Origin of the sequence: Pseudomonas syringae (assembly GCF_002157375.1) — a bacterium.
Classification (GTDB): Bacteria; Pseudomonadota; Gammaproteobacteria; order Pseudomonadales; family Pseudomonadaceae; genus Aquipseudomonas; species Aquipseudomonas syringae_T.
The window spans coordinates 27481-51862 of sequence record NZ_MTSA01000016.1 but is presented as its reverse complement, the minus strand read 5'-3'; the positions used below and the strand labels follow the sequence as shown (position 1 = coordinate 51862).

The window sequence follows — 24382 nt, the reverse complement described above, 5'->3', positions numbered from 1 at the left end:
TTTTCAAACTGTGACGGCCCTGCCGTTGCAGTAGCGCTGCCCCTGCCAGAGTGGGGCCTCGCGGTCGATGGCTGTTACAGGCCCGGCCCATCTTCAGTCCTCAACAAGAGGATTTTGCGTGGCTAAAAAAGCCGCTTCCCTCGCCGCCCTGGGTGGCCTGGTGTTTTCGACCGACGCAGGGCGTCATTGCCCTGATTGTCGTCGCCCCGTTGCCGACTGCACGTGCAAACAGACTGCTATCCCCGAAGGCGATGGCATTGCCCGCGTTCGTCGTGAAAGCAAAGGGCGCGGAGGCAAAACCGTCACGACCATTACCGGCGTGCCCTTGGCCGAGGAACCGCTCAAGGAACTGGCCAAAGCCCTCAAGCAGCGCTGTGGCACAGGCGGATCGCTCAAGGAAGGCGTGATCGAGATTCAGGGCGATCATGTCGAATTACTGCTGGCAGAGCTGGTCAAGAAAGGCTTCAAGGCTAAAAAGTCCGGCGGCTGAACCGGGAATCAAATCGTCACTTCAACTCATTACAATGCGCCCAGCCGGCTTGAAGCTGGCGCAACGACTTTTTATAGGGGACTTCGATGTCCGTAAGACGCACACGTAAAGACGATGGCAGCCAATGGACCGTTTCGGACAGCCGCAGCGTTTATGGTATTCGCCATTGGGGCGCTGGTTATTTCGCGATCAACGAAGCAGGTCGCGTCGAAGTACGCCCCAATGGGCCGGACAGTTCGCCCATCGATCTCTACGAGCAGGTTGATAACCTGCGCAAGAGCGGTCTTTCGCTGCCGTTGCTGGTGCGTTTCCCGGACATCCTGCAAGACCGCGTGCGTCAACTGACCGGGGCCTTCGACAGCAACATCGCGCGCCTGGAATACCAGAGCCAGTACACCGCGCTGTACCCGATCAAGGTCAACCAGCAAGAAGCGGTGGTGGAAAACATCATCGCCACCCAGAACGTTTCCATTGGCCTGGAAGCCGGCTCCAAGCCTGAGCTGATGGCCGTGCTGGCTTTGGCGCCCAAAGGCGGCACCATCGTCTGCAACGGTTACAAGGACCGTGAGTTCATCCGCCTGGCGCTGATGGGCCAGAAGCTGGGCCATAACGTCTTCATCGTCATCGAGAAAGAGTCCGAAGTCGAACTGGTGATCGAAGAAGCCGCCGAGCTGAAAGTCGCCCCTCAAGTCGGCCTTCGCGTGCGTCTGTCATCCCTGGCGTCGAGCAAATGGGCTGATACCGGTGGTGAAAAATCCAAGTTCGGTCTGTCCGCCGCGCAATTGCTGTCGGTGGTCGAACGTTTCCGCAAGGCCGGCCTGGATCAGGGCATTCGCCTGCTGCACTTCCACATGGGCTCGCAGATCGCCAACCTGGCGGACTACCAGCACGGTTTCAAAGAAGCGATCCGCTATTACGGCGAACTGCGCAAACTCGGCCTGCCGGTAGACTACATCGACGTGGGCGGCGGTCTGGGCGTCGATTACGACGGCACGCACTCGCGCAACGCCAGCTCGATCAACTACGACATGGACGATTACGCCGGTGTCGTGGTCGGCATGCTCAAGGAGTTCTGCGACGCACAGGGCCTGCCGCACCCGCATATTTTTTCGGAAAGCGGCCGTTCGCTGACCGCTCACCACGCCATGCTGGTGGTGCAGGTCACCGACGTCGAGAAGCACAACGACGAAGTGCCTGAAATCGCCGACAAGGAAAGCCTGCCGGAAACCGTGCAATGGCTGGTCGACCTGCTGGGTCCGACCGACATTGAAATGGTCACCGAAACCTACTGGCGCGCGACGCACTACATGAGCGACATCGCCACCCAGTACGCCGATGGCAAAATCAGCCTCGCAGAGAAAGCGCTGGGCGAACAATGCTACTTCGCTGTCTGCCGCCGCTTGTACAACTCGCTGAAAGCGCGTCAACGCTCCCATCGCCAGGTGCTGGACGAACTCAACGACAAGCTGGCCGACAAGTACATCTGCAACTTCTCGGTGTTCCAGAGCCTGCCGGACACCTGGGCCATCGGTCAGGTGCTGCCGATCCTGCCGCTGCATCGTCTGGATGAAGAGCCGGTGCGCCGCGCCGTGCTTCAGGACCTGACCTGCGACTCCGACGGCAAGATCAAGCAATACGTCGACGAGCAAAGCATCGAGACCAGCATGCCGGTGCATTCGCTGAACGAGGGTGAAGACTACCTGCTGGGGATTTTCCTGGTGGGCGCTTACCAGGAAATTCTGGGCGACATGCACAACCTGTTCGGTGATACCGACTCGGTGAACATTTACCAGAACCCGGACGGCAGCGTTTACCACGCGGGTATCGAAACCCACGACACCATCGAAGACATGCTGCGCTACGTGCATCTGTCGCCGGAAGAACTGATGACCCATTACCGGGACAAAGTCGCCAGCGCCAAGATCACTCCGCGCGAACGCACCTACTTCCTCGACGCGCTGCGTCTGGGTCTGACGCGTTCTTCGTACCTGTCTTCCTGACGACAGGCAGCCATCGGGTCAGCGCGGGAAACCGCGCTGAAACCGCTGCATCTGGCTGAATCCTCCTCGCGTCCACCGTGAGGGCATGTATGTCGTGACACCCCGCGTCACATATCGCTGCGATGTAATCCCCCACCAACACACTCTGTAGGCAACGTCCTGTTCTGCGCTGCCAGCCTCTACTCGCCCGGCGTGTGAGCCAGAATCCGCGGCCGTTTTCCGGTAGAGACCTTTCCCATGCCCGCCCCCGCCCGCGCGCCGCTTTTTCGCCTGGAGATTGCACGCCTGCAACGCCGCTTCAACGTTGTGTCGTTCAACATGACCGAGGCGATCAGCCAGCCGTTTACCGTTGAGCTGGATATGCTCGGCGACGGTTTCTATCTGGACCTGACCGGCCTCATGTACCAGCCTGCCTTCCTGAACCTCGGCGGACAGCAGGGTGTTCACGGGCAGATCCATTGGGCGACCCGCAAGCATTATGAACCCGGCCCTGGGTGTTACACCTTGAGGCTGGGGCCTCGGCTGACGTGCCTCGGGTTGCGTTACCACTCGCGCCTGTTTCAGCAGATGAGCGCGACCCGAATCATCACGCAAGTACTGGAAGAACACCGCCTCAAGAACAGCTATCGTTTTGACCTGCAGACGGAAAGCAGTGAACGCGCAAGCTGCGTGCAGTATCAGGAATCCGACCTGCAACTCGTCCAGCGTCTGTGCGCCGAAGAAAACATTCACTATCACTTCAGCCATTCCCGACGCCGTCACGAGCTGGTGTTCGGCGCAGGCCTGCACGGTTTTCAGCGCAGCCCTATCGCCCCTTGGCGTCAGTTCGAGGGGCAGCCCGGTGTGACACGGTTTGCCGTCACCGAAGACCAGTCCCCTCTGCCCGGCAGCCGTACAGGCCAGCGGGCAACCGGACACAGCACATTGCCATTTGTCACCTGCGGGCAACTGCTGCCGCTGGCCGGGCACCCTGAAAAACGCTGGAATCGCCTGTGGCTGATCACCGAGGTTCAGCATCGCTTTGCGGCCGCTGACGGCACCTCCGAACACTACCTGAACCGGTTTGAGGCCATACCGTGGGAGGCCGGTTTCAGCACACCGACACCTGCGCCCTGCACTCCCGTAGCGCCGTTGCAACAAGGCTGGATTGTCGGTAACGCCGATGAACCGACCAGGCCTGATGCCTCCGGTCGCGTGCAGGTCCGGCTCGAATGGGACTCGCAGCACCCGGACAAACCTGATCGCCGTTGCTGGCTGCACCTGGCACCGGGCCTGAACCTCGAATGCCGGGGCGGCATGACGGTGTTGATACGCTTTCCCGAGGACGACAAAACACCACCACAGATCATCGGCTGCCTGCAGCCGCGGGCACTTGAACCCTGTGAGGCGCCCTCTCCCGAGCCTGTCGATAACGTGCAGATGCGCCTCGACTGGCCAGTGATAAACGGGGCTGAGCGAGTCCTGCAACTGGGTGACGGCCCCACCGTACACCTCGGCGAAGGCAGTCGGCTGACGGTGGACGTCGGCGCCAGCCACGTACAGATCGACCATGACAGCATGACGCTGAGCAGCCCGCGCATCAGCGTTGCCAGCAAAGCGCACGACCCTGCCGGTGATCCGGACGCAGGCTCATGACGTACGGTAACTCTGTGGCACTGGGGCGCAGCGTGGCGGTCTCAGAACTATCCGAACCACCTGCCAGAGCCCTTTCACATGATCCGAGCGATTTTTCTGACACTGATGACCGGTGCCGTGCTGGCGGTGTTGTCCGGCTGTTCGCCCCTGAAGCTGCTCAACTCGTTGAACCCGACCGGCCCTGTCGACCACGTCGACGGGCTGGCCTATGGGCCGGACCCGAGCAATACGCTTGACGTGTACACGCCGAAATCGAAACCGGCCGACGCCCCGGTGGTGGTGTTTTTCTATGGCGGAAGCTGGAACAGCGGCTCGAAAACCGACTACGCCTTCGTCGGGGAAGCCCTGGCCGCGCGTGGCATGGTTGTGGTGATCGCCGACTACAGGCTCTACCCGCAAGTACGTTACCCGAGCTTTCTGGAAGACTCGGCCAAAGCCCTGGCCTGGGCGCACACACACGCAAGAGCCTACGGTGGCGACCCCGACCGCCTGTACGTGATGGGCCACAGCGCAGGCGCCTACAATGCCGCGATGATGGCGCTCGACCCACGCTGGCTGGCCCGTGAAGGGTTGTCGCCGTCCATGCTCAGCGGCTGGATCGGGCTGGCCGGACCTTACGACTTCCTGCCCATCGAAAATCCGGACGTGAAACCGGTGTTCTTCTTCCCGGACTCACCGCCGGATTCGCAACCCATCAACCACGTCAGCGTCAGCGCGCCGCCCGCCCTGCTGCTGGCCTCGAACACCGATTCGCTGGTCAACCCCAAGCGCAACACGGGCGGCCTGGCACGCAAACTGCGCGCTGCGGACGTACCGGTGCGCGACCTGTATTTCTCGCGCACCAATCACGGCACGCTGGTCGGTGCATTCGCGAAGTTGTTGAGCAGCCTGGCGCCTGTGGTCGACGAAGTGGACATGTTCGTCAACCATACCCCTCACCGGCATTCTGCAACGGATGAGCCGAAGCCAAAGCCTCAGTGAGCAAACCAACCGTTGGTGCGCGTCAGACGCCAGGCAATCGCCCCCAGGCTCAGGCCGCGCAGCAGGGTAAACGCCAGAAATGTCAGCCACAGCGCATGATTGCCGTGGCTGGACGCCAGATAGGCGACTGGTGCGATGGCGGCTGCGCTCAGCAACATCGCATTGCGCATTTCGCGGGCGCGCGTGGCGCCGATGAACAGCCCGTCCAGCAAATAGCTCCAGACTGCCAGTAACGGCATCAGTGCCAAATAAGGCAAATACGTCATCGCGGTTGCGCGAACCTCGGGAATGTCGGTCTGCAGGCTGACAAACATGTGCCCACCGATCAGAAACAGCAGCGCGAACGCTACGCTGGCAATCAGCGACCAGCCTCCCGCCACCACCAGCGAGCGCCGCAAAGTGTCCCGATCACGCGCACCGATGGCGTGCCCGCAGAGCGCTTCGACCGCGTGTGCCAGCCCGTCCAGCGCGTGGGCCGTCAACAACAGGCCGTTGAGCAGCAAGGCGTTGGCGGCAACCGTTGCATCCCCTAGACGAGCGCCCTGCACGGTGATCAGGAACATGACCGATTGCAGCGCCAGCGTGCGCAAAAAGATGTCGCGATTGACCGCCAGCAAGGGTCGCCAGTTGTTCCACAGCTTCAAGGCCGACCAGACGATCTGACCAGGCCAGGCCCGCAACGTTTTGCGGGCCAGCACCAGACCGAGCACTACACCGGTCCATTCCGCCAGCACCGATGCCCGTGCCGAGCCGACCACGCCCCAGTCCAGCCCCATCACGAACCAGAGGTTGAGCACGATGTTCACGAAATTGGTGATGAGCAGAATCGCCAACGGCGCTCTGGCGTTTTGCGCCCCGAGAAACCAGCCGACCAGCGCATAACTGGCCAACGCTGCCGGCAGGCCGAACAGCCGGGTGTGGAAAAAATCCAGGGTCATCTGCTGCAGATCGGCAGACGGCTGCATCATTGCCAGCGCCAGGTGGCTGAACGGCAAGGCGATCACGCCCAGCAGCAACGCCAGCCCACCGGCCAGCAACAGCCCCTGTAGCAGAATCCTGCGCAACGCCGCGCTGTCCCCACGCCCTGCCGCCTGCGCGGCAAAACCGGTCGTGCCCATGCGCAGAAAGCCCATCGCCCAGGCAAGAAAGGTATACAGCGTCGCACCCACGGCAACCGCGCCCAACTGATGGGCATGCGGCAAATGGCCGATCACCGCGCTGTCGACCAGCGCCACCAGCGGCACGGAAATGTTCGACAGAATCATCGGCGCCGCCAGCGCCCAGACACGGCGATGGGTTGAGCGATGACGCCAATCACTGAATAACGTGGACATAAGAACTCCCGGCAAGGCGGGCATTGTAGCCAGAGCGCGGAAACGTGTTGTATGAATAATGGCCGCCGCCCCAGAGAACAACGCCGGTGCAGGCATGCAATTGCGGACGCCCTGCGTCCGACCTTGAGCACACAGCGTTGTGACGCGGAGCTTCACGCAAGGCATTCCCACGCGGAGCGTGCGGAACGAGAGGTGTATGAGCGAACAACGCTCGTGCCAACGCCCTGCGTCCGACCTTGAGCGCACGGTGCGAAACGAGAGGTGCCCGGGCGCGCACTGTTCAATCTGACAGTAATACTTGTCACCTCGACTGTTATATAGTCGCTTCCTCTCTACCGTTGCCGATGAGTGCCTTCATGTTAAACAAAGGATTGTTTCTGGCATGCGTGCTTGCGCTGCTGAGCGCCTGTGATTCTTCCACTCCGGACAAACCGGCACCCGCCGGGGCATCTGCGACTCAGGCAGCGGTTCCCGATACAAAGCCCAAACCCGCTATCGACCTCGCCGCGCTGAGCAAACGCTATGCCGGGCGCGACCTGACCGTCATCGACGTGTCGGAAATCCAGGTTGACGGTGCAAGCACGCTCTCGGTGAGTTTTTCCGTCCCGCTGGACCCGGAGCAGAACTTCGGCGAAAAACTTCATCTGGTGGACAGCAAGAACGGCAAGGTCGATGGCGCCTGGGAGCTGTCGGACAACCTCATGGAGCTGCGCCTGCGCCACCTCGAGCCGCAACGCAAGCTGGTGCTGACGGTCGATGCCGGTCTGCTGGCCGTCAACAAGGCCAAACTCTCCGCCGAGTACATCAGCCGCCTGGAAACCCGCGACCTGCAAGCCACTGTCGGCTTTGCCAGCCGTGGCAGCCTGTTGCCGACCCGTCTGGCCGAAGGCCTGCCGGTCATCGCGCTGAATGTCGACAAAGTGGATGTCGAGTTCTTCCGGGTCAAGCCAGACTCGATGCCGAACTTCCTCGCCCAATGGGACGGCGCGTCGAGCCTGTCCAGCTACAGCTCCGAAGAACTGCTGCCTATGGCTGATCTGGTTTACAGCGGCCGTTTCGACCTCAAACCGGCACGCAACACCCGCGAAACCGTGCTGCTGCCGATTGCCGGCATCAAGGCACTGCAACAACCGGGCGTCTATCTGGCGGTGATGCGTGCGTCGGGCACTTACAGCTACTCGCAACCGGCCACCCTGCTCACCCTCAGCGACATCGGCCTGTCAGTACACCGTTACAGCAATCGTCTGGACGTCTTCACCCAGGCGCTGGAGGGCGGCAAGGCCCTGGGCAATGTCAGCGTCGATGTGTATGACGACAGCGGCAAGGTGGTCGCGCAAGGCAAGACCGACGGCGACGGCCACGCCCAATTGCCGTTGCCTGCCAAGGCTGCGGTGGTGCTGGCGCACAAGGACGAACAGACCAGCATGCTGCGCCTTAACAACGCGGCGCTGGACCTGGCCGAGTTCGACATCTCCGGCCCCCAGGCGCATCCGCTGCAATTCTTCATTTTTGGCCCGCGGGACCTTTACCGTCCCGGCGAAACCGTGCTGCTCAACGGCCTGCTGCGTGACAAGGACGGCAACAACGTCAAACCACAACCGATCACCGTCGAAGTGCGCCGTCCTGACGATCAGGTCAGCCGCAAGTTTGTCTGGGAAGCCGACAGCAGCGGTTTTTATCAGTATCCCTTGCAGCTTGCCGAAGAAGCTCCGACCGGGCGCTGGCAACTGGTGTTCGACCTGGGCGACGGCAAACCGCAGCTTTACGAGTTCAAGGTCGAAGACTTTTTGCCCGAGCGTCTGGCGCTGGAGCTCACGGGCAGCGATGAACCTGTCGCGCCCGCTGACAACCCCGAGTTCGACGTCACCGGCCGTTACCTGTACGGCGCGCCTGCGTCGGGCAACACCCTGACCGGTCAGGTGTACGTGCGCCCGTTGCGCGACGCGGTGCCCAAGCTGCCGGGTTACCAGTTCGGCTCGATCACCGAAGCAGACCTCAAGCACGACCTGGAGCTGGAACCCGTCACCCTGGACGCCGAAGGTCACTCGACGCTCTCCGTGCAGACCCAATGGGCAGAAGCCAGATCTCCGCTGCAACTGATTCTGCAAGCCAGCCTTCAGGAGTCCGGCGGTCGCCCGATTACCCGTCGCCTGGTACAGCCGATCTGGCCTGCCGAGCACCTGCCCGGCGTCCGCGCGCTGTTTGGCAGCAGTACTGGCGGCGACGATTACGACGACGAGGCCGGCAAAGGCGAATCCCAGACCAATGGCGACGGTCCGGCCGAGTTTGAAATCGTGATGGCCGACGCCGCGGGCAACAAGCTGGCCGCTGAGAACGTCAAGGTCCGGTTGATCCGCGAGCGCCGCGACTACTACTGGAACTACTCGGCCAATGATGGCTGGAGCTACCACTTCAACGAAAAATTTCTCAACCTGAATGAAGAAACCGTCAGCCTCGCCAAGGACTCCACCGCCAAGGTCAGCTTCCCGGTCGAGTGGGGTCCCTACCGCGTCGAAGTGGAAGATCCCTCCACCGGCATGGTCAGCAGCCTGCGTTTCTGGGCCGGTTACCGCTGGCAGGACAACACTGACGGCGGCGCAGTCAGGCCGGATCAGGTCAAACTGGCCTTGAACAAACCGGCTTACAACGATGGCGACACCGCCACCGTGACCGTCACACCTCCGGCTGCCGGCAAGGGCTATCTGCTGATCGAGTCAAGCGAAGGCCCGCTGTGGTGGAAGGAAATCGACGTGCCGGCTGAAGGCACGTCATATGAAATCCCGCTCGACAAGCAATGGGCGCGTCACGACCTGTACGTCACCGCACTGGTCATACGTCCCGGTGAGCGCAAAGCCAATGTCACGCCCAAGCGTGCTGTGGGCGTGCTGCACCTGCCACTGGACCGCGCGCAACGCAAACTCGCGCTGACCGTCACCGCACCGGAAAAGATGCGCCCCAGACAGCCGCTCACCCTCAAGGTGGCTGCGAAGAATGCGGACGGCAGTGTGCCAAAGCAGGTTCATGTGCTGGTGTCGGCAGTGGACGTCGGCATTCTCAACATCACCCGCTACGCCACGCCGGATCCGTTTGCCAGCCTGTTCGGGCGCAAGCAATACGGCGCTGACCAACTGGATATCTACGGCCAGTTGATCGAAGCCGGTCAAGGGCGTCTGGCGAGCATGGCGTTCGGCGGCGATGCGCTGGCCAAGGGCGGCAAACGCCCGGACACCAGCGTCACCATCGTCGCCCTGCAAAGCGCGCCGGTCATACTGAATGAGATGGGCGAAGGCGAAGTCAGCGTCGACATCCCGGACTTCAACGGCGAGTTGCGCATCATGGCTCAGGCCTGGACCGACGACCGCTATGGCATGGCCGAAGCGAAAACGGTGGTCGCTGCGCCGATCATCGCCGAATTGTCGACGCCGCGTTTCCTCGCCGGTGGCGACCAGACCAGCATCGCGCTGGACATCTCGAACCTCTCCGGCACCGCGCAGAAGCTGGACGTACACATCAGCGCGGAAGGCCAGTTGAGCATTCCGGGCGGGGATCAGAGCAAACCCCTGCAGCTCAAACAAGGTCAGCGCGTTACCCTGAAAGTGCCGGTGCTGGCGCAAGGCGGCCTGGGCCAGGGCAAGATCAGCGTGCGGGTGGAAGGTCTGGACCTGCCGGGTGAAAACCTGCCCGCCTTTACCCGCGAATGGACCGTGGGCGTGCGCCCCGCCTACCCGGCGATGCTCAAGCATTACCGCGCCACCCTGAACGAGCAGAGCTGGAACCTGCCGGAAGGTGCGCTGGAAACCTTCGAGCCTGCCGGCCGCGAAGCACTGCTGTCGCTGTCGAGCCGTCCGCCGCTGAACCTGGGCGAACAGATTAGGGCGCTGAAGGCCTACCCTTACGGGTGTCTGGAACAGACCGCGAGCGGCCTGTATCCCTCGCTGTACACCGATGCGGCAACCCTCAAGCGTCTCGGCCTGACGGGCGAGCCGGATGCCGAACGCAAGCGCAAGGTCGAGATCGGTATCGAGCGCCTGCTGGGCATGCAGCGTTACAACGGCAGCTTCGGGCTGTGGGGTTCAGACAGCGATGAAGAATACTGGCTGACCGCTTACGTCACCGACTTCCTGTTGCGCGCCCGCGATCAGGGCTTTGCGGTGCCACCGGATGCGCTGAAGAAGGCCAACGAACGCCTGCTGCGTTACTTACAGGATGCTGGCCAGATTCAGGTCAATTACAGCCAGAACGCCGAACATACGCGTTTTGCCGTGCAGGCTTACGCCGGGCTGGTACTGGCGCGCAGCCAACAGGCCCCGCTGGCGGCACTGCGCAGCCTGTTTGATCGTCGCAGCGATGCGCGCTCGGGCCTGCCGCTGGTGCAACTGGCCGTGGCGCTGGAGAAAATGGGCGACAAACCGCGCGCCGACCTGGCCCTGACCGCTGGCCTGGCGGTCGGGCGCAAGAACGAATGGCTGGCCGACTACGGCAGTTCCCTACGTGATCAGGCGCTGATTCTGGCGTTGCTGGAGGAAAACGACCTCGCCAAGGACAAACGTGACGAGCGCCTGTTTGCCCTGGCCGATGAAGTCGCCGCCAATCGCTACCTGTCCACGCAGGAAAGCAATTCGTTGTTCCTTGCCGGTCGCAATCTGCTGAGTAAGCCGGAAAAGGACTGGACCGCCAGCATCGCCAGCGGCACCGAAACCCGTGAGCTGAGTAACAAGCAGCCGGGACTCAAGCTGGCCGGCGCGCTGCTCGCCACCCCGCTGTCCGTCCATAACCAGAGTAGCGAGCCGCTCTACCAACAACTGACTGTCTCGGGTTATCCGACTCAGGCACCCGTGGCGGGCGGTGAAAACCTGAGCATTCGTCGTGAATACCTGAGCCTGAGTGGCGCGCCGTTGAACGTCGGCGCGCTTAAAACCGGGCAACTGGTGCTGGTGCATCTGGAGATCGGTGCAAAGCAGCGCGTACCGGATGCCTTGGTGGTGGACTTGCTGCCAGCGGGCCTGGAACTGGAAAACCAGAACCTCGCACAAAGCTCGGCCAGCCTGGAAGATGCCAGTGAAGAGGTGAAGACCCTCCGTGAGTCGATGGAAAACGCCGGGATCAAGCATCAGGAATACCGCAGTGATCGTTACGTCGCGGCGCTGGATATCGACGGCAGCCGAAGCGTCCACCTGCTGTATCTGGCGCGTGCCGTCACACCGGGCACCTATCGCGTACCGCCACCGCAAGTGGAATCGATGTACCGCCCGAACTGGCAAGCCCTGGGTGATGCACCTGCGCAGATGGTGGTGAGGGGAAAGTGATCAGTAACTGATTGATTGGAAAGCATACCTGTGGGAGCGAACTTGTTCGCGAAAGCGCCGGTACATCCGCTGAACATGTACCGCCTGGAACAAAGCCTTCGCGAACAAGTTCGCTCCCACAAAGAGAGCGTCTTACATCCGCTGAAGGTGCAAGGGCTGCCGCAGATGGGTGAGAGGACGTGAGCGCTAACTGATTGATTGGAACGCACACCTGAGGGAGCGAACTTGTTCGCGAAAGCGCCAGTACATCCGCTGAAGATGTACCGTCTGCAACAGAGCCTTCGCGAACAAGTTCGTGCCCACAAAGAGGGCGTCTTACATCCGATGAAGGTGCAAGGGCTGCCGCAGATGGGGTGACGGGACGTGAGCGCTAACTGATTGCTTGGAACGCATACCTGTGGGAGCGAACTTGTTCGCGAAAGCGCCAGTACATCCGCTGAAGATGTACCGTCTGCAACAGAGCCTTCGCGAACAAGTTCGCTCCCACAAAGAGGGCGTCTTACATCCGCTGAAGGTGCAAGGGCTGCCGCAGGTTGGGGTGAGAGGACGTGAACGCTAACTGATTGATTGGAGTGCGTACCCGTGGGAGCGAACTTGTTCGCGAAAGCGCCGGTACATCCGCTGAACATGTACCGCTTGGAACAAAGCCTTCGCGAACAAGTTCGCTCCCACAAAGAGGGCGCTTTACATCCGCTGAAGGTGCAAGGGCTGCCGCAGATGGGGTGAGAGGACGTGAACGCTAACTGATTGATTGGAATGCGTACCTGTGGGAGCGAACTTGTTCGCGAAAGGGCCGGTACATCCACTGAAGATGTACCGTCCGGAACAGAGCCTTCGCGAACAAGTTCGCTCCCACAGAAAGGGCGCCTTACATCCGCTGAAGGTGCAAGGGCTGCCGCAGATGGGGTGACGGGACGTGAGCGCTAACTGATTGCTTGGAACGCACACCTGTGGGAGCGAACTTGTTCGCGAAAGCGCCGGTACATCCGCTGAAGATGTACCGTCCGGAGCAGAGCCTTCGCGAACAAGTTCGCTCCCACAAAGAGCGCGCCTTACATCCGCTGAAGGTGCAAGGGCTGCCGCAGATGGGGTGAGAGGACGTGAGCGCTAACTGATTGATTGGAATGCGTACCTGTGGGAGCGAACTTGTTCGCGAAAGCGCCAGTACATCCGCTGAAGATGTACCGTCTGGAACAAAGCCTTCGCGAACAAGTTCGCTCCTACAGAGAGGGCGTCTTACACCTGTTGAAGATGCAAGGGCTAGAATATTGCCCGGGCCGGGGCTTGTTACCTTGTCAGTGAATGATCCAGCTCAGTAACCAGAGGCCCAGCGCCAGCCAGATGATCCCGAGGATGATCGAGGCGCGCATGAATGCCCGGACAGCCGAGTAAAGCAACATCAGGCCGATGATCAGTGCGACGATGCTGATCAGCGACGTGTCCATGCCCAGCGTGCGGGACAAGCCATCGACAAAATTTCCTCCAGCATGGGTAAACCCGTTGAACAACCACGCCAGACCGTCGACGAAGAAGCGAATCACCGCGCCGATGGCCTGCCCGAGCCATTCAAAAAAGCCTTCTACCTGCATATGTACGTCCTGATTGGGGTCGTGAAGAAAATGATCTGTTCGCTTTGGCCGTCGCCAGGCGTATCAGGTTCCGTGGATCATAAAGGCTCTTTGCGTTGAAACCTGAATTTCTTCTGCGCCTCGTGCAAAAACTCAAGTGGCTGGCAGGCGGCCTTTTGCTGGTGATCGCCCTCCTCTGGCTGGCTGACCGTGTGTGGCCGCTGCCACTGCCCAAGGATGACCTCGCCCGCGTGGTGCTGGCCGAAGACGGTACACCGTTGTGGCGCTTTGCCGATGCCGATGGCGTCTGGCGCTACCCGGTCACTCCCGCGCAGGTTTCGCCGTATTACCTTGAAGCACTGCTGACCTATGAAGACCGCTGGTTTTACAGCCATCCCGGCGTAAACCCGCTGGCGCTGTTGCGTGCCAGTTGGCAAAACCTCAGCGGAGCCCGTGTGGTGTCTGGCGGCAGCACGCTGTCGATGCAGGTCGCGCGGCTGCTCGATCCGCATTCACGAACCTTGCCCGGCAAGTTTCGCCAGTTGTGGCGCACGCTGCAGCTCGAGTGGCATTTATCCAAAGACCAGATACTCAGCCTGTACCTTAATCGCGCGCCGTTTGGCGGCACGCTGCAAGGGGTTGCGGCTGCCAGTTGGGCGTATCTGGGCAAGTCGCCACAGAACCTGACCCGCGCTGAAGCCGCGTTGCTGGCGGTGTTGCCGCAGGCGCCGAGCCGTCTGCGCCCTGACCGTCACCCGCAACGCGCACAACTGGCCCGCGACAAAGTCCTGAGGCGCCTGGCCGAGTTCAAGGTCTGGCCGCAAGGCAGTGTGGACGAAGCGCTGGAAGAGCCGCTATGGCTGGCACCGCGACAGGAACCCAGCCTGGCGCCCTTGCTGGCCCGACGCTTGAATCGACCGAACAGCCCGCCGCTGATCCGCACCACACTGGATGCCCCGCTGCAAAGGCGCATGGAAGACCTGCTGATGGGCTGGCGAGCACGGCTGCCAGAGCGCACGTCGGCAGCGATTCTGGTGGTTGAGGCCGACAACATGGCGGTGCGCGCTTACGTCGGCTCGGTGGACATCAACGATGCCAAACGTTTCGGTCATGTGGACATGGTCACCGCCCTGCGCTCGCCAGGCTCGACGCTCAAGCCGTTCCTGTACGGCATGGCGATGGACGCCGGGCTGATTCATTCCGAATCACTGATGCAGGACGTACCGCGGCGCTATGGCGACTATCGGCCTGGTAACTTTTCGACCGGGTTTGGCGGGCCGGTGGCGGCCAGCTCAGCATTATCGATGTCGCTTAATCTGCCCGCCGTGCAGTTGTTGGAGGTCTATGGCCCGAAACGCTTTGCCGCCGAACTGCGCAAAGGCGGCGTGCCGCTGACCTTGCCGCCCCTGGCCGAACCGAATCTGGCGCTGATTCTGGGTGGTGCAGGCAGTCGGCTTGAGGATCTGGTGGCAGGCTACAGCGCCTTCGCACGGGGCGGCAGGAGCGCCGATGTTCGACTGCAACCGCAGGACCGTCTGCGCGAACGGCGGATGATGTCGCCGGGGGCTGCATGGATTATCCGGCGCATTCTCAGCGGCCAGTCGCGCCCGGACATCGACCCGCGTGCAGAGCTGGTGCAGCGTCCGCAACTGGCCTGGAAGACCGGCACCAGCTACGGCTTCCGCGACGCCTGGGCGATTGGCGTGGGTCCGCGCTTTCTGGTGGGTGTATGGATCGGCAGACCGGACGGTACGCCGGTGCCGGGGCAGTTCGGCCTGGCGTCGGCAGCACCGCTGATGCTGCAGGTGCATGACGTGCTGGTCAATCGCGACAGCCAGCGCGGGATTGCTGCGCCGGTTCAGGCAGTACCGCTGAATGTAGGCGTGGCGGCGATCTGCTGGCCGCTGGGCCAACCGATGAGCAAGAGCGACCCGAACTGCCGCCGTCAGCGCTTCGCCTGGACACTGGACGGCACCACACCGCCGACCCTGCAAGCCGCCGATCAACCGCTCGGGCTGGGTTTGCTGGAGCGTATATGGGTCAATACTCAGGGGTTGAGCGTCGCTGCCAGTTGCCCGGATGCCCAGCCACGCGACATCGCCTTATGGCCTGCGCCGCTTGAACCCTGGTTGCCCAAGGCAGAGCGCCGAGAAGCGCGCCTGCCACCCGCCGACCCGGACTGCCCGCCACAAAACCTGAACCTGGCCCCGCCGCTGAGCATCGTCGGCGTGCGCGAAGGTGACAACCTGCGCCTGCCCGCCACCAGCCGCCAGGCCCTGCGCCTGAAACTGTCGGCCCTGGGCGGCAGCGGCCGGCGCTGGTGGTTCATCGATGGCGCCCCCTTGGCGGACACCGACACCCGCCAGGACTTCACCCCGACCCTGAACAAACCGGGCCGCTATCAACTGAGCGTCCTGGACGAAAGCGGCCAGACCGCGAGGGTTGAATTCAGCGTGGTGGAGTGAGCGTCACTGAACCTGAAAGATCTTCGGCTCGGGGAACAGGTTGTTGAGGGTTTCCAGCAAGCGGACGTGGTAAATGGGTTTGCGGAACAGGTCGAGTACGTGCAGGCGCAGCAGGTCGCTGACGTCGTCCATGTCGGCATGACCGGAGGTGACAATGACGGGCAGGTGCTGGCGCGACGTGTGTTCACGCAGATGGCGAATCAGCTGGATGCCGCTCTCCTCCGGCATCCGCAGATCAGTGATGACCAATGCTATATCGGGATGAACAGTCAACTGATGCAAGGCCATTTTGACGGAAGACGCGGTGAAGCAGCAGAACCCCTCACCTTCGAGCAGTTCTGCCAGTTCTTCGTTTGCGTCCTCTTCGTCGTCAACCAAGAGCAGCTGTTGGCGGGGAGGATGGACAGACATGGTGCTATCTCATTAAGGATGAACTCGTTATCACGATCATAGACTACCCTCCGGCAGGTGTGGAGGGTGTTGTGGTAACGGCAGTGCCGCCCAAACCGGTAAGGATCGCATTGAATTTCGTTCTGATCGCATCGCCTATGGGCGTGACAAGTACAAACAACACCAGCGCTACCATCGCAACCACAATTGCATACTCAATGGCTGAGGCCGCCTCCTTGTCTCTAAGGAACGATTGAATACGAGTGTAAACACTCACATACAGCTGAGTAAGAAACATTCGGGTCTCCTTGCGCCCCCTGAGGCGCTTCTGAATCGTCTTGCACGCTTGTCCCCTTGCAGTACCAGCATTGTCCCCAAACCCTTAACTCACAACCTCAAAAAAGTATTAACCGGAAAGTTATAACCGACTGAGAGGCCTGTTCCAGAGGCCTCGACCACGCGCTCGACAAACAAAAACCGCTTTCGTACAAAAGCATAATGGCGCTTTGAATCCGATGAGCTAACGTCATACAAAAGATCCTGCAATCCTTCGTTGCCCTGTCGCGACGTTGCCGCACCGTTTTGAGGTTGTCCTGCAATGACAAAGGGAAAGTTGCCATGAGCAGTCGAATTACCATGGTGCTCGCTGTCCTGTTCTTGCTGGGTGCATTGATCGCCGGGTATCTGGGACTCGCTGTCAGCACGCAGGCCGAAGCACCTCTTGTCGAACTCGAGTCTTCGGTGCCTCCAGCCACCGTACCGACCACCGCCTCTGCCCCGACCCCGCCCGTCGAGGACGCGTTGCGTCACAACGTTGTCGTGCTGACCCACGACATCCCTGCCTACACCCCCCTCACGGCTGCCGACCTGGCCGTCGAACGGCTCAAGGTCGCGCCGCCCGGCAGTTTCACGACTGTCGACGATGTGGTGGGCCGCAGCAGTTGGCGAACCCTGAGCGCCGGGACCTGGCTCAGCGAAAGCAGTTTTGAAACCGGGGGCACACTGGCACGAATGATTCGCCCTCACGAGCGGGCGCTGGCGTTGCAAGTGGACGAGGTGGTCGGCGCCTCCGGGCAACTCAGCCCCGGTGACTACGTGGACGTGTTGCTTTATCTGCCTGAAGACACCGGCAACCTGACCCGCTCAAGCCAGGTGGTGGTACCCGCGCTGCGCATTCTCAGCGTTGGCGGACTGCTTGGCACGGATCGCGACGGCAAACCGGTGCAACACATCAGCGCTGACGAACGCCTGAAACAGGAACAGCAACGCGTCAATGCACGAACCGTGACCGTCGCCGTGCCAGAGGCCTTGTTGAGCCGCTTGATGCTCGCCTCACAAACCGGGGTCTTGCGTCTCGCGGTGCGCAGTGCCGACGAAGGTCACCTGCAGAATTACTGGGCCGCTGAGCCCGGCAGTCATGACGTGGCCGAACGGCTGGATTCGGCCAACCGCCAATTGGTCGGTTTCAGGCAGTTGAGCCTGAACCAGGCCAGTGCGCCAGCGTCAAGCTCCGCCACCCGCACGGCTCGCACCGTCGAGGTCATACGCGGCAACCAGATCACGCAACAAACTCCCTGATTGAGCAAGGATTGCATTTGATGAGCTGTTGTTCCGTGCCCGCTATAAAACCCGGATTGCTGGGTTTATTCGTGATTGCCCTGTGGGGACCATCGGCCTGGGCGGCCTCAGGCAGTTGTGCCGGACTGGCTGCGATGCCTGCCGCCATCGAGATCGACCAAGGCATTCAACAGCATGTGCAATCTCCTGTGGCGATCACGCGCATCGCGGTGGGAGACCCGAAAATCGCCGATGTACACGTCAGCAACAGCGATGGCTTTCTGTTGACCGGCGTTTCGCAGGGGACGACCAGCCTGATGGTCTGGACCGCATGCTCCAGCTCGCCACGTCAGAGCATGGTTTTCGTGCGCGGCCTGGCCACGGCCTCGATGGTCGAAACGTTCACTGCGCCTTCCGCAGAAGCCCAGTTGCCCAGCCAGGTTCAGACCGACATCCGCTTTATTGAAGTCAGCCGCACCAAGCTCAAGGAAGCCAGCACGTCGATCTTCGGCAAAGGCTCGAACAACTTTCTGTTCGGCGCGCCTGGCACGGTGCCCGGCGTCAATGTCACGCCTGGGACTGTAAGCGGAACCCGGCCGAGCATCCCGCTGAACAACAGCAATTTCAATATCGTCTGGGGCGGTGGCAGCAGCAAAGTGCTGGGCATGCTCAATGCGATGGAAAACAGCGGCTACGCCTACACGCTGGCCCGTCCAAGCCTTGTGGCGCTCAACGGCCAGAGCGCCAGCTTCCTGGCCGGTGGCGAGTTCCCGGTGCCTGTGCCCAATGGCGAGGGCAACGGCATCTCCATCGAATACAAGGAGTTTGGTGTGCGCCTGACCCTGACGCCGACGGTGGTGGGACGTGACCGGATCCTGCTCAAGGTCGCCCCGGAGGTCAGTGAACTGGACTTTTCTGCCGGTATCACCATCTCCGGGACCACCGTGCCCGCGCTCAATATCCGCCGGACCGACACCAGCATTGCGCTGGCCGATGGCGAAAGCTTTGTGGTCAGTGGCCTGATCAGTTCAAGCAACAGCGGCTCGGTGGACAAGTTTCCCGGGCTGGGCGACATCCCGATTCTGGGAGCGTTTTTCCGCAGTTCGCAAATCCAGCGTGATGAGCGCGAGCTGCTCATGATCGTGACTCCGCATCTGGTGCAGCCACTCGCCGCCAACGCCCGCCTGCCCTCACTGCCCGGCGAAAGCTTGCGCAACTATGACCCGAGTTTCCCGCGTCTGTATTTCCTGGAAAACGGCGACTTTGATCACCGCGACGGGCTATCCCGATGAGCCAGAGCCTGAGCCAGACGTTTCTGGCGATCACCCGCAACAACACCGACCTGGAATGGCTGCAAAGCGCCCTGGGTTCGCTGGGCCAGGTGGTCAGTGCCGGAACGGGCAGTCTGGACGATCTGCTGTCGCTGGTGGACGTCACGTTTGCGAGCGTGGTGTTCGTCGGCCTGGACCGCGAACACCTGATGACGCAAAGCGCCCTGATCGAAGGCGCGCTGGAAGCCAAACCGATGCTCGCCATCGTTGCGCTGGGCGACGGCATGGACAATCAGTTGGTGCTCAACGCCATGCGCGCCGGTGCCCGCGATTTCGTGGCCTATGGCTCACGATCAAGCGAGGTCGCCGGGCTGGTCAGACGCCTGAGCAAGCGCCTGCCCGCCGTGACGCCCAACCCGAACATGAGCGGTCTTTCAGTGCTCTACGGCGCGCAAAGCGGCGACGACGGGGCCTTGATCGCGACGCACCTGGCGATGGTGGTCCACAAGACCGGGCAGCGCACGTTGCTGCTCGACCTCGGTCTGCCGCGCGGCGACAGCCTGTCGATGCTCGGCCTTGAGTCCTCGTTCAGCTTTGGTGATGCCCTGCGCCACTTGCGCAGACTGGACGCCACGCTGATCGACAGTGCGTTCACCACCAGTGAAAGCGGCCTGCGCATCCTGGCCTATACCGAAGCCGACGATCATCTGGATCAGTCCAGCGCCGCCGAGCTTTATATGCTGCTGAGTGCGCTGCGCCAGCATTTCCAGCACGTCGTCGTGAACCTCGTGGGCCAGCCAGACAGTGAAGCCTTGCGCTCGCTGGTCAGCCATTGCGACCAGTTGCTGTGGTACACCGATCAGAGCGTGCTGGGTTGCCGTCGAAACCTGACGGTGCTCACCAACTGGCGTGAAAAAGGCATGAAAATGCAACACGCCAGCCTGTTGGTGGACCGCTACCTGCGTTCCGTGGCGCCCAATTCGGAAACCCTGGGCAAGACGTTCGGCCTGCCGGTGCTGTCGGTACTGCCAATGGCCCCGGAGCTGCGCCTCAACGCCAAGAATCAAGGCATCACGCTGTTCGAACTGGCGTCGCGCGACGCCCTGTGCTCTGGGTTGCGACGCCTTGGCGAGCACCTGGCGCGTCATTCCGATGCTCCGGAAAAACCTGATCAAGGCTGGCTCGCACGACTGTGGGGGAACACATGATGGCGGAAAAACTGTTTGGCGTATCGTCCCGGTCTTCGGGCCAGGAAGACGGCGGGCAAGGCCTGAAACTGGTCCTGCATCGATACATCATCGATGGCATCGAAGAAAGCGGCAAAAACCTGCTTGAAGGCTCAAGACCCGCCTTGGCGCAATTCGTCATCGACAAAGTGGCCGAGTACGTTGCTCGTCTGCGGCTGGCTATTTCGCGTTACGAGATGGAGCGTCTGGCTGAAGAGCTGGTCGACGAGCTGACCGGTTTCGGCCCGCTGGAAGTGCTGCTACGCGACAGTTCGGTCACCGAAATTCTGGTCAACGGGCCGAGCAAGGTGTTTGTCGAGCGCGACGGCGTGCTGCATCACACAGACCTGCGCTTTATCGATTCGCATCACGTCGAGCGCGTGATGCAGCGCATTCTGGCACCGATGGGCCGGCGTCTGGACGAGTCTTCGCCCATGGTCGACGCACGCCTGCCCGATGGCAGCCGGGTCAACGCAATCATTCCGCCCATTGCCCTGGACGGTCCGTGCCTGTCGATCCGGAAATTTCGCAAGGACATGCTCAAAAGTGCCGACCTGGTGGCCATGCAGACCATCGATCAATCGATTTTCGAGTTCTTTCAGGAAGCGGTGGGCAAACGTTGCAACGTGCTGGTCAGCGGCGGCACCGGCACCGGCAAGACCACCATGCTCAACGTGCTGAGCCAGTTGATCGACCGCAATCAGCGTCTGGTCACCATCGAGGACGTTGCCGAGCTGCAACTCAGCCATTCGCACGTCGTGCGCCTGGAAACCCGCCCGCCCAATGCCGAGGGGCATGGCGAGGTAAGGGCCAGCGACCTGATTCGCAACTCGCTGCGGATGCGGCCGGACCGCATCATCCTCGGCGAAATCCGGGGCGTCGAGGTGCTGGATGTGCTGACCGCGATGAACACCGGCCATGACGGTTCGATGAGCACCGTCCACGCCAACAACGCCCAGGACGCCCTGCTGCGCCTGGAAACCCTGGTCGGCCTGACCGGGCGACTGATCCCGGAAAAAACCCTGCGGCAAATGATTTGCGCGGCGCTGGACGTCATCATCCAGCTGACCCGCCTGCCTGACGGTCGCCGCTGCGTCAGCGAAGTGGTGGAGGTCGTCGGCATCCGCGATGACATCTATGTCACCAACACGCTTTTCCGTCTGGATCGCCGCACCGGGGTGAGTTTCATGCGCGAGGCCGCGCACGCCGCGGGTGACAAGCTGCGAGCCGGCTACTGATCCGGCCAAGGGAGGCGCCATGAATGCGTCACTGATGCTCGGCCTGATTTCCATTCTGCTGCTGATCGCGTCCATTCGCATGTTCTATCTGGCGCTCAATCAGGGCGCCAGCGAGCGGATCAGGCAGCGCCTGACGGCCGGGCAGGTCCAGCCAGTGGCCGAAAAACCCGGCTGGGAGTATCTGGACCGCGCCTTTCTGCGCGCCGGTCTGGGTCAGCCGACCAAACGCATGGGCCTGGCGCTGACCCTGTACGCGCTGCTGATATTGATCGGCTATGGACTGGGTGGCGGGTTCGCTGCGATGGGTGTGCTGCTGGGCGTACCGCTGACGTTGCGCATGTTTGTGTCGTGGCGCTATCAGGTGCGGGTACGTCGCATGATCCAGCAACTGCCGCAGCTGCTCGATCACACCGTGCGCAGCCTCAAATCCGGGAGAACCCTGGCCGATGCGGTGTTACATGGCATCACCGCGGCGGACCAGCCTCTCAAGGATGGCATGAGCCGTATCGAGCGTAACGTGCAACTGGGCGTCAGCCTGCCGGACGCCGCACGGGATTTTGCCGAGCTGTATGAGCGCGACGAGTTTCACCTGTTCGCCATCGGCCTGCGGGTCAATCACCGCTATGGCGGTAACGCCAGCGAATTGATGGAAAACCTGATCAAGCTGATCAGGGAACGGGAACAGGCCGGCCGCCAGCTGCGGGCCATGACCGGCGAAACCCGCATGACGGCCGTAGTGCTGGCGCTGCTGCCTGTCAGCATGGCCGGCTACTTTCTGGCCGTGAACCCCAACTACCTGCTGCACATGTGGAACGACGACAGTGGGCAGTTCCTGCTGAGCCTGGCATTCACCCTTCAGGCGCTGGGCTGCGTGGTGCTGTGGCGCATGTTGAGGAGCATCTGAAATGGGGCTGCTATTGAGCGCACTGCTGCTGGCTGCGGCAGCTTTTCTGCTGTTGTCCGGCATCGCCCGCCAGCGTCGCAGCGAGCGGCTGGTGGCCAAACGACTTAGGGGCGAGCTGGTGCGCGAAAGCCGGGTCGGCAGCTTGCTGCGCTTGTTGGGCGATACCCGCCTCGGCCAGCGCAGCATCAGCCTGGACTCGGAAAGTCAGGTGCTGCTGAACCGCATCGGTTGGCGGCGCGCCAGCAAACGTTCGCTGTTCGCCGCTTGCCAGGTGGGTGTGCCCGTCGGCCTGATGAGCGTCGTCATCCTGATCCAGCTGATATTTTTCAAGACCGTCGAGCAACCGATCATTGCGCCGCTGCTGGCGCTGGGCATCGGCTACCTGCTGCCCAAACGGATCCTGGCCGCCGCAGCCAAACGTCGCCAGAAACAGATCGTGACCGAAATCTCGACCTTTATTCCGCTGCTGCGCATCCTGTTCGAATCCGGCATGGCGGTCGAGCAAGCGCTGCGGGTGCTGAGCAAGGAAGGCAAAGAGCTGCTGCCGGTGCTGTCCGAGGAAATACGTGTAGTGCTGACGCGCGTCGACTCCGGCCTGGAGCTGGGTGAGGAGCTGCGCAAGACCGCGGCTTTGCTGGCCGTCGACGAACTGAGCGACACCTGTGTGATTCTCAATCAGTTGATTCATCAGGGTGGCGGCGCGTTGAAATCACTGCTGACGCTCAAACAATTGATCGACGACCGACGCCTGACCCGCTTGCAGGAATACATTTCCAAACTGTCGGCAAAAATGTCGGTGGTCATGATGGTGTTTCTGTTTCCCGCCCTGCTGATTGTGCTGGCCGGGCCGGGTTTTATCGCCATAAGCCGCGCACTGGGCAGTTGAAGCCCGGTCGCCGCTGCACGAAAGGACGCCATGCAATGAAACCGCTAATCGTAATGCTCGGCCTGCTGCTGGGTGGCTGTGCCAGCGATGGTCGAGCGCTCTGGACTCAGGCTTCAAACCCGACGGTGCAGTGCCCAAAGCTGACCTCGGATCAGGAGTTCGCCCTGAATCTGGCCCAGAACATGGCCGATGAAGGGCGCCTGCACGCCAGCCTCGCCAACCTGGAAGGCTTGCCGGACAGCCTCGGCGAGGTGCGTTTGCGCAAGGCTCGGGTATTACGGCTGCTGGGCAGCAACGAGGCCGAGCCGCTGTATCGCAGCCTGCTCGGTACGTGTCGGGCAGCGCAAGGCGAACATGGGCTGGGGCAACTGGCGGCAGCGCGTGGCGATAATGCACTGGCGCAGCAGCACTTGCTTGCGGCGAGCAAGCTGCAACCGACGGATGAAAAGATCCGCAACGATCTTGGCGTGGTCTACCTCAACCAGTTCAAGCTGGAACAGGCGCGGTTCCAGTTTCTGACTGCACTGGAGCTCAAGCAGTCTGACCCGCTGGCGGCGATCAATCTGGCCACGCTGCTGATCTACCAGAACAACTGGACACAAGCCGCCGAACTGGCATCCCGGACAGGGCTGACGCCTGCGCAGATCACCGACGCCCAGGCGCGCGCCGAGAAGCTCAGAAAAAACCTGCCCTCACCACTGGCATCCGCCGCACGAAATGCAGCCGTGTCCGCGCAGGCTGCTCGACAGCCAACAGGAGTACAGCCATGAGAATCGTCATTGTCGGCATTGCCATGCTGCTGATCGCAAGCGATGCCTGGGCCGAGGGCGACGCGCCTTCACCCTCCGGGCAAAAACAGACCGAAACCTGGCTGCAATTGCAGGCCAGCGGCAAGGCGGCGTCACCAACGCCGCAAATCGCCACGCCTGCCGAACGCGACCTGAGCCTGCAACGCTGGCTTGAGACCTATAAAAACAAAATCCCGGAGTTCTACGAACAGGACGCTGGCGGCAGTTTTTCCTCGGGTGGCAAATAGCCCGCCCGGCCCTGACACTGCCCCTTACAAACCTGAGCTCAGCAGGCAACGAAGCACTCCGTTATCATGCGCAGACTTTCGAGATTCGAGACTGC

At 61.7% G+C, this 24382-nt stretch carries 18 protein-coding genes; 14 read left to right on the top strand and 4 right to left on the bottom strand.

The features are described from left to right. The first annotated feature begins 118 nt into the window (after window positions 1-118). From BW686_RS19900 to BW686_RS19885, 4 genes are all read left to right on the top strand, one after another. A complete protein-coding gene (locus BW686_RS19900) occupies window positions 119-490 on the top strand; it encodes a translation initiation factor Sui1 (RefSeq protein WP_084919217.1) in 372 nt (123 codons plus the stop codon). An 86-nt stretch (window positions 491-576) separates the two neighbouring features. Further along, window positions 577-2490, top strand: coding sequence for an arginine decarboxylase (speA, locus tag BW686_RS19895; protein ID WP_084919216.1), 1914 nt, complete (start codon window positions 577-579; stop codon window positions 2488-2490). Window positions 2491-2727: 237 nt separating this feature from the next. Further along, window positions 2728-4125: a type VI secretion system Vgr family protein gene (locus BW686_RS19890; RefSeq protein ID WP_084919215.1), complete on the top strand. Its 1398-nt coding sequence runs from the start codon at window positions 2728-2730 to the stop codon at window positions 4123-4125. A gap of 78 nt (window positions 4126-4203) precedes the next feature. Then, a complete protein-coding gene (locus tag BW686_RS19885; RefSeq protein WP_084919214.1) occupies window positions 4204-5106 on the top strand; it encodes an alpha/beta hydrolase in 903 nt (300 codons plus the stop codon). Here BW686_RS19885 and BW686_RS19880 read toward each other — a convergent pair. Continuing rightward, window positions 5100-6440: an MATE family efflux transporter gene (locus BW686_RS19880; RefSeq protein WP_084919213.1), complete on the bottom strand. Its 1341-nt coding sequence runs from the start codon at window positions 6438-6440 to the stop codon at window positions 5100-5102. The genes BW686_RS19885 and BW686_RS19880 overlap by 7 nt on opposite strands. 356 nt (window positions 6441-6796) lie before the next feature. Here BW686_RS19880 and BW686_RS19875 point away from each other — a divergent pair, with 356 nt between their 5' ends. Further along, complete coding sequence (locus tag BW686_RS19875) at window positions 6797-11746, top strand: alpha-2-macroglobulin family protein (protein ID WP_084919212.1); 4950 nt, start codon at window positions 6797-6799, stop codon at window positions 11744-11746. Window positions 11747-13041: 1295 nt separating this feature from the next. On the opposite strand, the gene BW686_RS19860 is transcribed toward BW686_RS19875, so the two are convergent. Further along, entirely contained in the window at window positions 13042-13335 is a 294-nt protein-coding gene (locus BW686_RS19860) for a hypothetical protein (protein ID WP_002555356.1), read from the bottom strand. A 95-nt stretch (window positions 13336-13430) separates the two neighbouring features. On the opposite strand from BW686_RS19860, the gene pbpC reads away from it, so the two are divergent. Then, window positions 13431-15779 (top strand): peptidoglycan glycosyltransferase PbpC, encoded by a 2349-nt coding sequence (pbpC, locus tag BW686_RS19855; RefSeq protein WP_084919211.1) that lies wholly within the window; start codon window positions 13431-13433, stop codon window positions 15777-15779. A gap of 3 nt (window positions 15780-15782) precedes the next feature. Here pbpC and BW686_RS19850 read toward each other — a convergent pair whose 3' ends face one another. Further along, window positions 15783-16190, bottom strand: coding sequence for a response regulator (locus BW686_RS19850; RefSeq protein WP_084919210.1), 408 nt, complete (start codon window positions 16188-16190; stop codon window positions 15783-15785). 43 nt (window positions 16191-16233) lie between these two features. Continuing rightward, window positions 16234-16467 (bottom strand): Flp family type IVb pilin, encoded by a 234-nt coding sequence (locus BW686_RS19845; protein WP_084919209.1) that lies wholly within the window; start codon window positions 16465-16467, stop codon window positions 16234-16236. 320 nt (window positions 16468-16787) lie between these two features. Between BW686_RS19845 and cpaB the strand changes: the two genes are divergently transcribed. The 8 genes from cpaB to BW686_RS19805 are packed head-to-tail and all read left to right on the top strand — an operon-like array spanning window position 16788 to window position 24287. Then, window positions 16788-17747, top strand: coding sequence for a Flp pilus assembly protein CpaB (gene cpaB / locus BW686_RS19840; RefSeq protein ID WP_084919208.1), 960 nt, complete (start codon window positions 16788-16790; stop codon window positions 17745-17747). Between the two features lie 20 nt (window positions 17748-17767). Further along, the gene (locus BW686_RS19835; protein WP_084919207.1) at window positions 17768-19018 is read left to right on the top strand and encodes a type II and III secretion system protein family protein; all 1251 of its coding nucleotides are present in this window, start codon (window positions 17768-17770) and stop codon (window positions 19016-19018) included. Next, entirely contained in the window at window positions 19015-20205 is a 1191-nt protein-coding gene (locus tag BW686_RS19830; protein ID WP_084919206.1) for an AAA family ATPase, read from the top strand. The genes BW686_RS19835 and BW686_RS19830 overlap by 4 nt, the downstream gene beginning before the upstream one ends. Beyond that, window positions 20205-21461 (top strand): CpaF family protein, encoded by a 1257-nt coding sequence (locus BW686_RS19825; protein WP_084919205.1) that lies wholly within the window; start codon window positions 20205-20207, stop codon window positions 21459-21461. The genes BW686_RS19830 and BW686_RS19825 overlap by 1 nt, the downstream gene beginning before the upstream one ends. Before the next feature lie 19 nt (window positions 21462-21480). Next, window positions 21481-22365 carry a type II secretion system F family protein gene (locus tag BW686_RS19820; protein ID WP_084919204.1) on the top strand — a complete coding sequence of 295 codons (885 nt, stop codon included), beginning with the start codon at window positions 21481-21483 and terminating at the stop codon, window positions 22363-22365. A gap of 1 nt (window position 22366) precedes the next feature. Further along, window positions 22367-23251 carry a type II secretion system F family protein gene (locus BW686_RS19815; protein ID WP_084919203.1) on the top strand — a complete coding sequence of 295 codons (885 nt, stop codon included), beginning with the start codon at window positions 22367-22369 and terminating at the stop codon, window positions 23249-23251. Between the two features lie 35 nt (window positions 23252-23286). After that, window positions 23287-24021 carry a hypothetical protein gene (locus tag BW686_RS19810; protein WP_084919202.1) on the top strand — a complete coding sequence of 245 codons (735 nt, stop codon included), beginning with the start codon at window positions 23287-23289 and terminating at the stop codon, window positions 24019-24021. After that, window positions 24018-24287 carry a DUF3613 domain-containing protein gene (locus BW686_RS19805; RefSeq protein ID WP_084919201.1) on the top strand — a complete coding sequence of 90 codons (270 nt, stop codon included), beginning with the start codon at window positions 24018-24020 and terminating at the stop codon, window positions 24285-24287. The genes BW686_RS19810 and BW686_RS19805 overlap by 4 nt, the downstream gene beginning before the upstream one ends. The last annotated feature ends 95 nt before the right edge of the window (window positions 24288-24382 follow it).